The sequence below is a fragment of the Paraburkholderia sp. BR13439 genome (assembly GCF_040948805.1).
Lineage (GTDB): Bacteria > Pseudomonadota > Gammaproteobacteria > Burkholderiales > Burkholderiaceae > Paraburkholderia > Paraburkholderia youngii.
On sequence record NZ_JBFPKN010000011.1, the window covers coordinates 104,233 to 117,491 of the forward strand.

General features: G+C 64.0%; 13 protein-coding genes. 9 read left to right on the forward strand and 4 right to left on the reverse strand.

What is annotated here, in order from left to right; all coding sequences use genetic code 11:
- Positions 1–36 precede the first annotated feature (36 nt).
- The 6 genes from AB3X96_RS22025 (at position 37) to AB3X96_RS22050 (ending at position 6,963) form a co-directional block, all read left to right on the forward strand.
- Entirely contained in the window at positions 37–1,584 is a 1,548-nt protein-coding gene (locus tag AB3X96_RS22025) for a UxaA family hydrolase (protein ID WP_368591375.1), read from the forward strand.
- Between the two features lie 64 nt (positions 1,585–1,648).
- Positions 1,649–2,902, forward strand: a complete 1,254-nt coding sequence (locus AB3X96_RS22030; RefSeq protein WP_368591376.1) for an alpha-hydroxy acid oxidase — start codon at positions 1,649–1,651, stop codon at positions 2,900–2,902.
- Between the two features lie 17 nt (positions 2,903–2,919).
- Positions 2,920–4,338, forward strand: coding sequence for an FAD-binding oxidoreductase (locus tag AB3X96_RS22035; protein WP_368591377.1), 1,419 nt, complete (start codon positions 2,920–2,922; stop codon positions 4,336–4,338).
- A 132-nt stretch (positions 4,339–4,470) separates the two neighbouring features.
- Complete coding sequence (locus tag AB3X96_RS22040) at positions 4,471–4,602, forward strand: hypothetical protein (protein WP_368591521.1); 132 nt, start codon at positions 4,471–4,473, stop codon at positions 4,600–4,602.
- A 22-nt stretch (positions 4,603–4,624) separates the two neighbouring features.
- On the forward strand, positions 4,625–5,293 hold the full coding sequence (locus tag AB3X96_RS22045; protein ID WP_368591518.1) for an RNA polymerase sigma factor: 669 nt from the start codon (positions 4,625–4,627) through the stop codon (positions 5,291–5,293).
- Between the two features lie 299 nt (positions 5,294–5,592).
- Positions 5,593–6,963 (forward strand): APC family permease, encoded by a 1,371-nt coding sequence (locus AB3X96_RS22050; RefSeq protein WP_368591378.1) that lies wholly within the window; start codon positions 5,593–5,595, stop codon positions 6,961–6,963.
- Here the strand turns inward: AB3X96_RS22050 and AB3X96_RS22055 are convergent.
- The gene (locus tag AB3X96_RS22055) at positions 6,960–8,138 is read right to left on the reverse strand and encodes a helix-turn-helix transcriptional regulator (protein ID WP_368591379.1); all 1,179 of its coding nucleotides are present in this window, start codon (positions 8,136–8,138) and stop codon (positions 6,960–6,962) included. The genes AB3X96_RS22050 and AB3X96_RS22055 overlap by 4 nt on opposite strands.
- A gap of 118 nt (positions 8,139–8,256) precedes the next feature.
- Between AB3X96_RS22055 and AB3X96_RS22060 the strand changes: the two genes are divergently transcribed.
- Complete coding sequence (locus AB3X96_RS22060; protein WP_368591380.1) at positions 8,257–9,333, forward strand: helix-turn-helix transcriptional regulator; 1,077 nt, start codon at positions 8,257–8,259, stop codon at positions 9,331–9,333.
- Between the two features lie 165 nt (positions 9,334–9,498).
- Here AB3X96_RS22060 and AB3X96_RS22065 read toward each other — a convergent pair whose 3' ends face one another.
- The gene (locus AB3X96_RS22065; RefSeq protein WP_368591381.1) at positions 9,499–9,873 is read right to left on the reverse strand and encodes a DUF3564 domain-containing protein; all 375 of its coding nucleotides are present in this window, start codon (positions 9,871–9,873) and stop codon (positions 9,499–9,501) included.
- A 289-nt stretch (positions 9,874–10,162) separates the two neighbouring features.
- Here AB3X96_RS22065 and AB3X96_RS22070 point away from each other — a divergent pair, with 289 nt between their 5' ends.
- A complete protein-coding gene (locus AB3X96_RS22070) occupies positions 10,163–11,152 on the forward strand; it encodes a zinc-dependent alcohol dehydrogenase family protein (RefSeq protein WP_368591382.1) in 990 nt (329 codons plus the stop codon).
- On the opposite strand, the gene AB3X96_RS22075 is transcribed toward AB3X96_RS22070, so the two are convergent.
- Positions 11,147–11,434 (reverse strand): hypothetical protein, encoded by a 288-nt coding sequence (locus AB3X96_RS22075; protein WP_368591383.1) that lies wholly within the window; start codon positions 11,432–11,434, stop codon positions 11,147–11,149. The genes AB3X96_RS22070 and AB3X96_RS22075 overlap by 6 nt on opposite strands.
- Before the next feature lie 112 nt (positions 11,435–11,546).
- On the opposite strand from AB3X96_RS22075, the gene AB3X96_RS22080 reads away from it, so the two are divergent.
- The gene (locus tag AB3X96_RS22080) at positions 11,547–12,017 is read left to right on the forward strand and encodes a universal stress protein (protein ID WP_368591384.1); all 471 of its coding nucleotides are present in this window, start codon (positions 11,547–11,549) and stop codon (positions 12,015–12,017) included.
- Between the two features lie 33 nt (positions 12,018–12,050).
- Here the strand turns inward: AB3X96_RS22080 and AB3X96_RS22085 are convergent, their stop codons facing one another.
- Positions 12,051–13,151: a PAS domain S-box protein gene (locus AB3X96_RS22085; RefSeq protein WP_368591385.1), complete on the reverse strand. Its 1,101-nt coding sequence runs from the start codon at positions 13,149–13,151 to the stop codon at positions 12,051–12,053.
- Positions 13,152–13,259 lie beyond the last annotated feature (108 nt).

Consider the following 13,259-nt stretch of genomic DNA (forward strand, 5'->3'; position numbering starts at 1 on the left):
GAACGCTTACGGATAACCCTGTCTTCGAGGCTTTTCATGTCGACTCAAGCTAGCGGCGCGTGCCCGATCATTCGCCTGCATCCCGCCGACGACGTCATCATCGCGACCCGGCAGTTGTTGCCGGGCACGCGCATCGACGCGGAACAACTGGTCGTCGCCGGGCTGATTCCGCCGGGACACAAGATCGCGACGCGCGACATCGCGCAGGGCGAACCGGTCAAGCGCTACAACCAGATCATCGGCGTAGCGCGTGAAGCGATCGCGCGCGGCCAGCATGTTCATACGCACAATCTCGGCATGTCCGAGTTCGCGCGCGAGCACGCGTTCGGCGCCGATGCGCAGCCGACCGTCTACGTCGATGAACCGGCGCATTTCATGGGGATTCGTCGCGACGACGGCCGCATCGCGACGCGCAATTACATCGGCATTCTGACCAGTGTGAACTGCTCGGCGACGGTTGCGCGCGCGATTGCCGATCATTTCCGGCGCGACGTGCGTCCCGACGCGCTCGCCGACTATCCGAACGTCGACGGTGTAATCGCCTTGACGCACGGGCTCGGCTGCGGCATCGACATGCAAGGCGAGGGCATTGCGATCCTGCGTCGTACGCTCGCCGGTTATGCGGTGCATCCGAACTTCGCGTCGGTGCTGTTCGTCGGGCTGGGCTGCGAGACGAATCAGATCGACGGTGTGCTCGCGGCGGGCGGCCTCGACGCCAGCTCGACGAAGCTGCGCAGCTTCACGATCCAGGACAGCGGCGGCACGCGCAAGACGATCGAACGCGGTGTCACGATGGTGCGCGAGATGCTCGCCGACGCGAACCGCGTGCAGCGCGTGCCGGTACCGGCTGCGCATCTATGCGTCGGTCTGCAATGCGGCGGCTCGGACGGCTACTCGGGCATCTCCGCGAATCCGGCGCTCGGCGCCGCGGTCGATCGGCTCGTGCGGCACGGCGGCACCGCGATTCTGTCGGAAACGCCGGAAATCTACGGCGCCGAGCATCTGCTGACGCGCCGCGCGGTGAGCGCCGCGGTCGGCGACAAACTGCTCGCGCGCATCGCATGGTGGCAGGACTATTGCGCGCGCAATGGCGGCGCGATGGACAACAATCCATCGGCGGGCAACAAGGTGGGCGGTCTGACGACGATCCTCGAAAAATCGCTCGGCGCGGTCGCGAAGGGCGGCACGACGAATCTGGTCGACGTCTACGAATACGCGCAGCCGATCGCCGCGAAGGGCTTCGTGTTCATGGATTCGCCCGGCTACGACCCGGTGTCCGCGACGGGACAGGTCGCCTCGGGCGCGAACCTGATCTGCTTCACGACCGGGCGCGGCTCCGCTTACGGCTGCGCGCCGTCGCCGTCGTTGAAGCTGGCGACCAACACCGCGTTGTGGGAGCGCCAGCAGGACGACATCGATATCAATTGCGGCGGAGTGATCGACGGCACCGCGAGTATCGACGAACTCGGCGAAGCGATCTTCCGCATGATGCTCGACTGCGCTTCCGGTACGCGCACCAAGAGCGAGCTGCACGGCTACGGGCAGAGCGAGTTCGTGCCGTGGCAGGTCGGCGTGGTGACCTGAACGGCTGCGCAGCGACACAGCCAACAATCAAATAGACGAGTCAATCACGCACTGGAGGATGCAATTGGAACGCCGCCTTTATTCAGGCCGCGACGTGAAGCGCGCGCACAGCATCGATGATCTGCGCGCGATGGCCCGCAAGCGTCTGCCGAATTTCTGTTTCGAGTATGTGGAGGGCGGCGCCGAAGACGAAGCGACACTGCGGCGCAACCGCGACGTGTTCCGCGAAATCGCTTTTCTGCCGCGCACGCTGGTGAACGTCGAAAAGCGCAATCAGAGCGTGACGCTGTTCGGCGAGCGCAGCGCGTCGCCGTTCATGATCGGCCCGACCGGCTATAGCGGCCTGATGTTTCGCGAAGGCGACGTCAAGCTGGCCAGCGCGGCGGCAGCGGCCGGCATTCCATTCGTGCTGAGCAACGTGTCGACGGTCTCGCTGGAGGACGTCGTGCGGCGCGCGGGCGGTCGCGTGTGGATGCAGGTCTACATGTACCGCACGCGCGAATCTCTCGCGAAACTGGCGCAGCGCGCGAAGGCCGCGGGCATCGAGGCGCTGGTCGTCACGACCGACAGCGCGGTGTTCGGCAAACGCGAATGGGACCTGCGCAACTACATCGAGCCGCTGAAACTCGACTGGCGCAACAAGTTCGACGTGCTGCGCCATCCGGGCTGGATGGCCAACGTGCTGTGGCCGAACGGCATGCCGCGCTTCGCCAATCTCGGCGACCTGCTGCCGCCGGGGCAGGACAGCGTGAAGGGCGCGACGATCACACTGGGCCGGGAACTCGACCCGTCGTTGTCGTGGGACGATATCCGCTGGCTGCGCGATCTGTGGCCGCGTCGGCTGATCGTCAAAGGCGTGCTGGGTGCGCCGGATGCGCTGAAGGCGCTGGAGGCCGGCGTCGACGGCATCGTGCTGTCGAACCACGGTGGGCGGCAGCTCGACAGCGCGGTATCGGCGATGGACGTGCTGCCCGAAGTCGTCGAGCAGGTTGGGGGTAAGCTGTGCGTGATGCTCGACGGCGGATTTCGCCGCGGCTCCGAGATCCTGAAGGCGGTCGCGCTGGGCGCCGATGCGGTATTGCTCGGACGCGCGACCACCTATGGTCTGAGCGCGGGCGGTCAGCCGGGCGCCGAGCGGGCTATCGAGATTCTGCAGACCGAGATCGACCGGGCGCTCGGCTTGCTCGGTTGCTGCGATATCGCCGGGCTCGACCGTAGTTATCTGCGTTGGCCAGGGCAGCAGGCGCCACTGTCGCACGTGCAATCGCAAACGCAGACCCAAACGGTGCAGGCGCGCGCAGCGGCTCTGTCCGCCTGACGAACTGGAGATATCTGATGCAGCAAGAACCGAACGTCGCGACCCGCCGTAACGAAGCCGTCGCCGCGCTGCGCGAAACGCTCGGCGCGGACATCGTGAGTTTGCCGGCCGAATTTGGCGGGCGGCAGTTCGCCGACTGGAGCGGCACGCCATCGACCGATCCGATCGCGCTGATCCGACCGCGCACGACCGAAGAAGTCGCCACCGCGCTCAGGATCTGTCATCAATTCCGCCAGCCGGTCGTCACGCAAGGCGGCATGACCGGGCATGCGGGCGGCGCCTGCGTGCTCGGCGGCGAGGTTGCGCTGAGCGTCGAGCGGATGAACGGCGTCATCGACATCGATCCGGTCAGCGCGACCATCACCGTGTTCGCGGGCACGCCGCTGCAGGCGGTGCAGGAAGCGGCCGATCACGCCGGCTTCATGTTCGCGCTCGACCTTGGCGCGCGCGGCAGTTGCACGATCGGCGGCAACATCGCAACCAATGCGGGCGGCAACCGCGTGATCCGCTACGGGATGATGCGCGACCAGGTGCTCGACGTCGAAGCGGTGCTCGCCGACGGCAGCGTGATCGGCGGCGAGCGCAAGATGATCAAGAACAATACCGGCTACGACCTGCGCAACCTGCTGACCGGCAGCGAAGGCACGCTCGGGGTCATTACGCGCGCGGTACTGCGCCTGCGCGCCAAACCGCGCGCAATCTCGACCGCATGGTGCGGCATGCCGGATTACGAGGCGGTAACCACGCTGCTCGGCCGCGCGCAGGAGCGGCTGCCGGCCGGCGTGTCCGCGTTCGAGGTCATGTGGCCCAGCTATTGCGACTTCGTGCGGGAACGCCTGCCCGAATTGCGCGTGCCGCTCGGCAGCGATCACGCTTACTACGTATTGCTCGAGACTTGCGGCGCGGACCCGGAGCGGCAGTCGGCGGCGTTCGAGGACTTTCTCGCCGACATGCTCGACGCCGGCGTGATCTCCGACGCCGCGATCGCGCAATCGGACGCCGACGCCGCGGCGTTCTGGGCGATTCGCGACGCGCCGGCCGAATATCCGCGCCTGATCCCCGGACGCATCTCGTTCGACATCAGCTTCGCGGTCGCGCAGGCGGGCGATGCGGCGCAGCGTTGCGACGAGCGGCTGCGCGCGCGCTGGCCGCAAGCGACGATCCTCGTCTACGGGCATCTCGGCGATGGCAATCTGCACGTGGTGGCGCAGGAACCGGGCTGGACCGACGAGGACATCGACGAGGTCAAGCGCGTCGTCTATGAACTCACGGGGGAAATGGGCGGCTCGGTATCGGCCGAGCATGGGATCGGCGAGGAAAAGCTGAGCGTGCTCGGCATGTCGCGCTCGCCGGCCGAACTCGCCGCGATGAAGGCGATCAAGCTTGCGCTCGATCCGCACAATATCCTGAACCCCGGCAAGGTGATCGCGATGTAGTGTGCGGTGGTTTCCGGCGTCACGCGTCAACGTGGCGCGCGCATTCCGGGCGCGTTGCTGGTCGATCCGGAACGCGCTTCTCCGACGTGACATCCAATCCCATATCCGCAATGGAATATGGGGAGATGTCATATGAAACTCGTCATTCCGAGCGCGAAGAACGAGGAACTGAAGGCGCTGCTCGTGAAGGTGCGGCCGGCGTTCGTTGCGCATCTCGAACATGCGCGCCATGTGCAGGCGGAACTGGCAAAGAGCGGTGCGTGATATGCGCCTGCTCGTTTGTCTGATGGGCCTGCTCGTGTTGCACGTCGATGCGATGGCGGCGACGTACGTCGTCGTGATCGACGCGTTCGAACTGCTGATGCGAAGGCACAACCGCCGGCTCTATCGCATGGCGCGCGCGACCTTGCGCAACGACGCCGAGGCGGAAGATGCGCTGCAGGACGCGTATTTGCATGCGTACAGATCGATCAGCCAGTTTCGCGGTGAGTCGCAATTGTTCACGTGGCTGTCGCGGCTCGTGCTCAACGAATGCTTTGCTCGATTGCGGCGCGCGGCGCGGCGTCAGAATGTGATTCCGATCGTGGACGCGCCCGAATACATCGAACATGACGATGCAATGACCACACACGACGACGATGCCCCCGACCGGGCGCTTGCGGGTTCGCAAGTGCGCGTGCTGCTCGAACGCACACTCGATGAATTGCCCGAGCCGTTTCGCGTCGTCTTCGTGCTGCGCGCGATAGAGGAAATGAGCGTCGAGGAGACCGCGCAGTGTCTGAGCATTCCCGAAGCGACGGTGCGGAGCCGGCATTTTCGCGCGCGCAGCATGTTGCGCGAGTCGCTTGCTCAGGCGCTCGATCTCGCCGAGCGCGATGCGTTCGAATTCGGCGGGGCGCAGTGCGATCGCATCGTTGCGAGCGTTCTCGCGAAAATATCCGGCGGTGCGTCATAGCATTGGCGACGCGTGCAGGGGCACCGTGAACTGAACGGCCGCGCCCGCCTCGCTTGTGCTGACCCGCACGTGTCGAGCCCCCTCCAGACTGCCCATCGCCTCCAATGCATTCCGGAGGCACGTGTGGCGCTGCCATTGACGACAGCCTGACGCGGCGGGTGGTCTCAGAGAACCTTCCGCTGTGCTTCCAGCCGATTCGCGCGTGGCGACGGTACGTCCAACGGACGCTCCGGCCGCTCACGGCCGAGTCGCAGATGCCCCCTGCACATGGGGTGTTTCGCCTTCGCGCGACATCTAGCATGAATACGACCGTACTAGTCACCGCAATCGATCTGGACTTGCATCGAGTCACAGCACAGGAAACAGCGAAGGAGAAAGAAGTGCCAGAATTGCGTCGGCAGATTTCGCTGTTCGGCGGCACGGCGCTGGCTGTCGGAATGGTCGTCGGCTCCGGCGTGTTTGGTCTTCCCGGCCTTGCGCTGCAGCTCGGCTCGCCGCAAATCGCGGCATTCGGATGGTTGGCCTGCGCGATCGCCTGTCTTCCGCTGCTTTGGGTGTTTGCAATCCTTGGCACGCGCTACGCCTCCGCCGCGGGAGTTTCGCGTTACGCCGAAGCCGCGCTCGGGCGGCGCGCCGAATCTGCCGTCACGGCCGTTCTATGCGGCACGTTCCCGCTTACCGTTCCGGCTCAATCGATGATCGGGGCAAGCTATGCGCTCGTTGCCTTTGGCCTCGACAAGAGTGCTCATGTCCCTATCTGCATATCGATCTTGCTGGTTGCCATCACGTTCAACCTGTTCGGCATTCGCAAGGCCGCACTCGTCAATAAGCTCTCGCTCGCATTGATCGTCGCTGCCGTGCTCGCCCTTTGCGTGACGAGGCACGCCGACCTGCGCACCGGTATGCTGCTGTGGACTCGTCCCGACTGGACAGGCGTGAAGCCATCGCAAGTCTGGAGAGTGAGTGCTCTGCTTTTCTGGGCATTTATAGGCTGGGAGAACGTCTCGTTCGGTCTCGAGGAGTTCCAGCAGCCGCAGCGAACGATCAAGCTCGTTTATCTGGCTAGCTTTCTCGTCGTGGTGGTGCTGTATTCCCTGCTGGCAGGCACCGTAAACGGTGCGTCAAGTAACCAATCGTCAGTGAACGCGGCGGAAGGGATTGCCCATCTCGTTCCCTTGCGCTGGCAGTCTGCATTCGCGCTCGTGACAGTTGTGATTATCCAGGCGACAGCCAATGCGTGGGTCTTCGCTGCCAGCCGTCTTTTCTATGCCGCCAGCAGGAACCGCCTGCTGCCCGGAGTCTTTGCGCGCCTGGACGGGCAAGGAACGCCTCGCAACGCAGTATTGTTGGTGGCGGCAAGCTTTGCGGCCGTACTGGCAGGGGTGACGGCATTTCACATCCAGATCCCGGATCTATTGATCGTTGCTAACCAGAATTTCCTGGTGCTCTACCTGATATGTATTTTCGCTTGCTGGAAGATCGAACGCGGAGCACAGCGATGGCTTCTGACACCGCTCGCATTTCTGTCCTGTGGTTTCCTGATGGCGGATTCGAACTACAAGATCCTCTATCCGATAGCACTACTCGCGCTCGGCATGCTGAGTCAGCGCGTGCGCGAAAAACGTCCGCTTGCCGGTCTGGCGGAGACGGCCTCGCCGCCGCGACTCTAGCGGCCATCGGCAGATTCGAAAGCTTGCAGGCTGCTGCGCAGGATTAGCGCGACGAGCTCGGCCTGTCTATGAGTGAACGTCTTGCCCAATATCTGTTTCAGGTATCCCCGCGCTGTGCCTAAGCCGATTGTGAGCTTCGTCGCCGCCTCTTCGAGGCAGTAGCCGTTGGCAAGTAACACTGCAAGTTGCGCCTCGCGGCGCGTGAGTCGGAACGTTTCAACGAGTACGTCCGCATCGACGTTCGGCGCACGGTCGGCCTCCGTCAGGAACAGAGCGCCACGTGTGGTGTTGGATTCGCCCGCATCTCCATACGCGCCAGAGCGCTGGTGCAGGTCGAATGGCATGATCCTGACGACGAGTGGCAGGCGCGGCGGATCGCGCGAAAGATAGCAACGCGTAGGGGCGGCTTGTTGTATCGCACTCTCGCGGCCGTTGCGTTTTATGTCGTGCAAGCCAACCGAGCCGGCCATCGCCTTCTGCAACAACAGTGTTTCCGCGTGCTTCGTCGCCGCCACCGTGCGTTTAGACAGCATCAATCCGTCGCCGCTCGATGCAAGCGCCTCGGCGCGTCTGTTCACGAACACAGGGCACAGCGCGGCGTCGAACAGAATGACGCCGACGCTCGCGCGGTCAAGCAGATCAAATACCGACTTGACGTTCGCGTCCGCGCGCACGAGGCGCTTGCCAAGTTCAAGCGAGTTGATAAGGTGGGGCACAACGAGATTCAAGGCGTCTACATCTTCGTTATCGAAATCCGCTGCACCTAATTCGCGGCCGGACGAAAGATAGACCTGACGCACAGGCGTGCGCACAAGTGGCGTGACGATCCCGTAGAATCCGCCAGCTGGCCGAACCGCCTCGTTATACAGATCAGAGCGTCTGAAATCCGCGTCCGAGATCGCTGACGATTGACGCAAGGACGTTCCTGCCGGAATGGCGCTGATCCAGTCCGGCATTCGTGACGCGAACTCGTGGTGCAGTCGTAACGCGGAAGATAGCTCGATGCCGGTCGACGCGACGACACCAACGGCATCTCCGGTCACTCCGTTGAGCACCGCCTTATGTGCACCAATAGCGTTCACGACCGAATAGAGCGCCGCATGCCATTCCCCGGGATCGAGCGCCGCCTGATAGACGAGCCGCACGGCCGCGTGAATGTCATCGACTCGTCCCATCTTTACATCTCCGCTGGACTGACTCCCTCGCAAATGGGAGTAACAGTCGTGCCTAACGTCTGACAGTATAGAAAGCAACCAAAGGCATAGCGGACTTCTACGCTCCCCGGAGACAGAAATGTCTTCAAAACACGCTGCTTTGTCAGGTCACGTCCGGCGGCTGTGCCTGCTTGGATCTGATCCGCACATCGTCATTCCGCACGTCGTCGAAACGCTTCGTACGTTGGTCGGGGCGGACTGGGGCATGTTCTTCTACGCCGACGCGCAGTATGCGCTTAGCGACATGTTCAGCCAGAACGAGGCCATCTACGCAATGATGCCGCTCTACATGTCCGAAGTGCACAATACGGAAATGCAGGTTGATGCGATGGGGGTTAGCTTTTCGACTGCGATGCGGCGAGGACGAGGGTACGAAAACTCGGCGCGCCATGATGGGGTGTTGCTCAACAGCACGATGTATAACGAGCTTTACCGGCCTATGTACATCCGGCACAGCCTGGAACTGACGGCCTTCGATGGGAAGCGCGGGTGGGGCAGCGTGACGCTCAAGAGAATGCCCGGCGGCCGGCCGTTTTCCGAACGGGACCTCGCGGACATTCGACCTTTGTCGGCACATATCGCGCATGCGCTCACGTCACCCAAAGGCCGGCATCCCAATCACACGGAAGATGGTCGTTCGTCGGTTATCGTGGTCGACGACACCGGCAAGATCATGTTGCAGAATGAGGACGGCATGCGGATGCTTGCGCTGGCAGGCGGAGAGTCGGCCAGCCGCGCGCAACACACACGGCTCCCGGGTTGGCTAGCGCCGCTACTCGCCAATTTCAACGGAATCTGGCGAGGCTGCGCCGCAGCGCCACCTTTCCTGGAACGGTTCAACGCCGCCGGTCGATTTACGTTCAGGGCGTATCGCTTCGACCACGCAGCAGCGAGCGCGGACCACGCATGTATCGCTATCTACACTGAGCATTTCCCTCCGCTCGCGTTCGAAATCGAGACGCGGGGATTTCAGCTTGGCTTGAGCGAACGGCAGCGGCAACTCTGCATTTACCTGTTGCTCCGACGCTCGCATGGGGATATTGCGCAATTGATGGGTATTCGCGAAAGCACTGTGATCGACCACGTGCGAAAAATTTACGCGAAACTAGATGTCCATAACCTGACGCAGCTCGAGGCCTCTTTTCGTAACGTCTAAGGCGGTACGGAGCGGTGGTGCCGTCGCCCCATTGCTGATCGAGCCGCAGTCGCGTGAAATAGGCCCACGGCGTACGGATGAAGCACAAAGCGTACGCTTGCCGCACGCCATCGAGATCAGCGACGAGAGCCATGGCGATCGCCTCCCCGCTTGCGACGCCCCGATTCAGGCGTTTTCGTCGCTTGCGAATACGCTGTTTTCCGGTTCCGCCCGTTCCACGTCGATGCATTGCACGCGCCAGTGGCCACACATCAGGCTGCGGCCGCGTTCCACGCACCACTGCACGCGGCCGACCTCGCCTTCGAACGGCCCGTCAAGCTGATTCAGATCGAGCCCCTCGAGCACGCAGACCGGCACCGTGCTATGCGGCGCGCACACGAGCGTATCGCCGCAATCCACATGCAAAGCGCCCCATTCGGGCAACTCGAGCCCGAAATGACCTTCGCGCGACCATTGCCGGGTGTCCTTGTCGAGCCAGAGAATGGCGAAGGCCATCGGGTTGACACGATCGAACGTGTCGAGATGAACGGTCAAGCGCATGACAAGTCTCCGCAATTTAAATGACTGGTTCGTATTGGCTAAGTACCCCGCCGCGCCCGCGAGCAGACAAATTCGCATTCCCGCAATCACGGCACGGGCCCCCTATCAGGAATAAGATCAGTGTACGGACGGCGAAACGGCCCTTATTGACCTCGATCAAACGGTTCAGGGCAGCGACCGATCGCGCGACACAATGGCACGCCTATGCTGATCTGATGAAAGCGGCGCGCAGCTCACGATCTGCATAACGTCAGCGTGCCGCCGCCGAAGCGTCTGAAGGAGCAACCCGATGCGAGCGATGGTGTTCGACGGCAGCTCGGCGACCCTGACCGAGCGGGAAGTGCCGGATCCGCGGCCCGGCGCCGGCGAGATTCTGATCGACGTTCATGCCTGCGGCGTGTGCCGCACGGACCTGCATCTGGTCGATCGCGACCTCGAACATCCGAAGCGGCCGGTGATTCCAGGCCACGAAATCGTCGGCGTGGTGGCCGAGTTGGGCGCGGGCGTCAGCGGTTTCAACGTGGGCGAACGGGTCGGCGTGCCGTGGGTCGGGCGCACCTGCGGTCACTGCCGCTACTGTCTGTCCGCCCGCGAAAATCTCTGTGAAGACGCCGGCTTCACCGGCTACACGATCGACGGCGGCTATGCCGAGCGCACGGTCGCCGATAGCCGCTACTGCTTCCATCTGCCGCCGCACTACAGCGATATCGAGGCCGCGCCGCTGCTGTGCGCGGGTCTGATCGGCTATCGCACGTTGAGCATGGCGGGCGACGCCGAACGGATCGGCATCTACGGTTTCGGCGCGGCCGCGCATCTCGTCGCGCAGGTCGCGCGTCACCGGCAGCGCACCGTCTATGCGTTCACGCGTCCCGGCGATCACGCGGCCCAGCAACTCGCGCTGCGCCTCGGCGCGACATGGGCGGGCGGCAGCGACGAGGCGCCGCCCAGCGAACTCGACGCCGCACTGCTGTTCGCGCCGGTCGGCGCACTGGTGCCGCTGGCGCTGCAGGCGGTCGCGAAGGGCGGCGTGGTGGTGTGCGGCGGGATTCATATGAGCGACATTCCGTCGTTCCCGTACGCGTTTCTGTGGGGCGAACGGCGCGTCGTGTCGGTCGCCAATCTGACCCGCGACGATGGGCTTGCGTTCATGCGCAGCGCCGCGGAGACCCGGCTCGCGATCGAGACGACCACCTACCCGTTGCGCGACGCGAACCGCGCGCTCGACGATCTGCGCCACGGCAAGCTGACCGGCGCGGCCGTGCTCGCGGTCCGCTCATGATTTGTTCGCGAGCCATGGTCGCTTGATGCAGATCAAGCCGCCCGCCGCGCCGGCGTTCATTATGTAAGCGGGCACCGTTGGGCGCCCCGTCACGGTCCGAGGCGCGACGCGACGATCCGAGGAAAGCCGATGATCACTGCTGCCGAGCGCAACACCTTCCACCGCGTGATGATCGCGTCCGCGGGCGGCACCGGACTGGCGCTCGCCACGCATGTCGCCCGGCAGTTCGTCGCCGCCGATGCGCGCTTTCGTCTCGTCGACCGCGACCAGCACACGGCTCACCGCCGCGGCATACGCGCGGCACGCCGCATCCGGGCAGTGCGGGCGGGCCCTTTTATCTGTAGCAGGGGCGCGCCACGCGCGTTGACAAATCCAACCTCAGTGGAGAATCGGCATGTACCAACATATCCTCGTCGCGCTGGACGGCAGTAGCTTCTCGAAACGCGCGCTGAAAGAAGCGGTGACTATCGCCGCGTTGACGAAGGCCGTCGTGCATCCGGTTTATGTAGTCGACAAGACGCCGATCTTTTCCTATGCCGGCTATTACGACCCGCTCGCGCTAGTCGAAGCATTGCGCCAGGACGGCCACTCGGTGCTCGAGGAGGCCGAGCAGGCGTGCGCCGCCGCCGATGTGCGCTGCCGGCCCGCGATGATCGAGTCGGAGAGCCTGTCCGACGACGTCGCCACGATCGTGCTGCGCCACGGCGAGCAGGTCCACGCCGATCTGCTCGTGCTGGGCACGCATGGGCGACGCGGCGTGCGGCGCCTCGTGATCGGCAGCGTGGCGGAGCGGGTGCTGCGTTTCTCGACCTGTCCGGTGTTGCTGATGCGCGAGCAGATCAGCGAGGAAGCGCCCCAGGAGTAATCCGCGGTAGCGGGGCGCGGCGGCGTGGGAGCACTACACGAGCGCGTCGGCTGGTATCTGGATCGAGATCCTGAAACCATGGCCCGGCGAGCTGATGAACGACACGTTGCCGCGCAACTGCCGCACACGTTCGCGAATGCCAAGCAGCCCGAATGAAGTTGTTCCCTGCGCATGATCCAGCGCGACACCCGCGCCGTCATCGTCGATATCGAGCGATACGATCGGGCCCGCGCAGGTCATGTCGATGCGTACGCGCCTCGCCTTGGCGTGCCGCGCGACGTTCGTCAACGCCTCCTGAACGATGCGAAACAGCGCCGTCGCCGCGAATTCGCCGCATACCGGCTCGGCGGGTTCGAGATGCACGCTGGAGCGCACGTTGTAGCGTTTCGTGAAGTCTTCGGCCAGCCAGTCGAGCGCGGCGGCGAGTCCGAGGTCGTCGAGCAGCGGGGGGCGCAGATCGGCGGCGATGCGCCGCAGCGAAGCGGCCATCCAGTCGATCTGCTGTTGCAGCTCACGCGTTTGCGCCGCAAGCGGCTCAGTGTCGGCTTGCTTGTTCAGCTTCGCTTCGAGCAGCGCGACGCTCATTTTTAGCGCCGTCAGCCGTTGGCCGAGATCGTCGTGCAGTTCGCGCGCAATCCGTTTCTGCTCGTTTTCACGGGCGATGTGCGCGTGCGTGGATACCTGGCTTGCGCGTTCGAGTTCCGCAAGACGCATGCGCTCGGTCAGATCGCGCGTGACCTTGGCGAAGCCGAGCAGCGCGCCCGACGCATCGTGCACGGCGGAAACGACCACGTTGGCCCAGAAACGCGAACCGTCGCGACGCACACGCCATCCTTCGTCCTCGGCGCGGCCTACGGCTGCGGCGGTTTCCAGTTCGCGCGCGGGCTTGCCGGCCGCGATGTCCTCCGGGGTATAGAACTTCGAGAAATGCTGGCCGATGATTTCTTCGGGCGTGTAGCCCTTGATGCGCTGTGCGCCGGGATTCCAGCTGGTGACGCGGCCGGCGGGGTCCAGCATGAAGATAGCGTAGTCCTGCACCGCCTCGACCAACATGAAATAGCGATCCTCGACCGACACGTCCGACCCGGATGCAGCACTGGTGAAGCAGGAAGACTCGCCGCTCGATAGACCCATCGCTCCTCCGGGCGGCCACGCAAGGTCGCGTACCGCAACGCACTGAGTTATATCAGTTCAGGAGCGCCTGTTCCACCCGGCATGTCCCGCGAACGAACGTGAGGCGGG

What these genes read in the sequence shown, in the direction of transcription:
- AB3X96_RS22055 (WP_368591379.1), bottom strand. Translation starts at nt 8,138, where the DNA reads ATGGGACGAGTCGATGACATTCACGCGGCCGTGCGGCTCGTCTATCAG.
- AB3X96_RS22080 (WP_368591384.1), top strand. Translation starts at nt 11,547, where the DNA reads ATGTACCAACATATCCTCGTCGCGCTGGACGGCAGTAGCTTCTCGAAA.
- AB3X96_RS22065 (WP_368591381.1), bottom strand. Translation starts at nt 9,873, where the DNA reads ATGCGCTTGACCGTTCATCTCGACACGTTCGATCGTGTCAACCCGATG.
- AB3X96_RS22040 (WP_368591521.1), top strand. Translation starts at nt 4,471, where the DNA reads ATGAAACTCGTCATTCCGAGCGCGAAGAACGAGGAACTGAAGGCGCTG.
- AB3X96_RS22060 (WP_368591380.1), top strand. Translation starts at nt 8,257, where the DNA reads ATGTCTTCAAAACACGCTGCTTTGTCAGGTCACGTCCGGCGGCTGTGC.
- AB3X96_RS22045 (WP_368591518.1), top strand. Translation starts at nt 4,625, where the DNA reads ATGGGCCTGCTCGTGTTGCACGTCGATGCGATGGCGGCGACGTACGTC.
- AB3X96_RS22070 (WP_368591382.1), top strand. Translation starts at nt 10,163, where the DNA reads ATGCGAGCGATGGTGTTCGACGGCAGCTCGGCGACCCTGACCGAGCGG.
- AB3X96_RS22050 (WP_368591378.1), top strand. Translation starts at nt 5,593, where the DNA reads ATGAATACGACCGTACTAGTCACCGCAATCGATCTGGACTTGCATCGA.
- AB3X96_RS22085 (WP_368591385.1), bottom strand. Translation starts at nt 13,151, where the DNA reads ATGGGTCTATCGAGCGGCGAGTCTTCCTGCTTCACCAGTGCTGCATCC.
- AB3X96_RS22025 (WP_368591375.1), top strand. Translation starts at nt 37, where the DNA reads ATGTCGACTCAAGCTAGCGGCGCGTGCCCGATCATTCGCCTGCATCCC.
- AB3X96_RS22035 (WP_368591377.1), top strand. Translation starts at nt 2,920, where the DNA reads ATGCAGCAAGAACCGAACGTCGCGACCCGCCGTAACGAAGCCGTCGCC.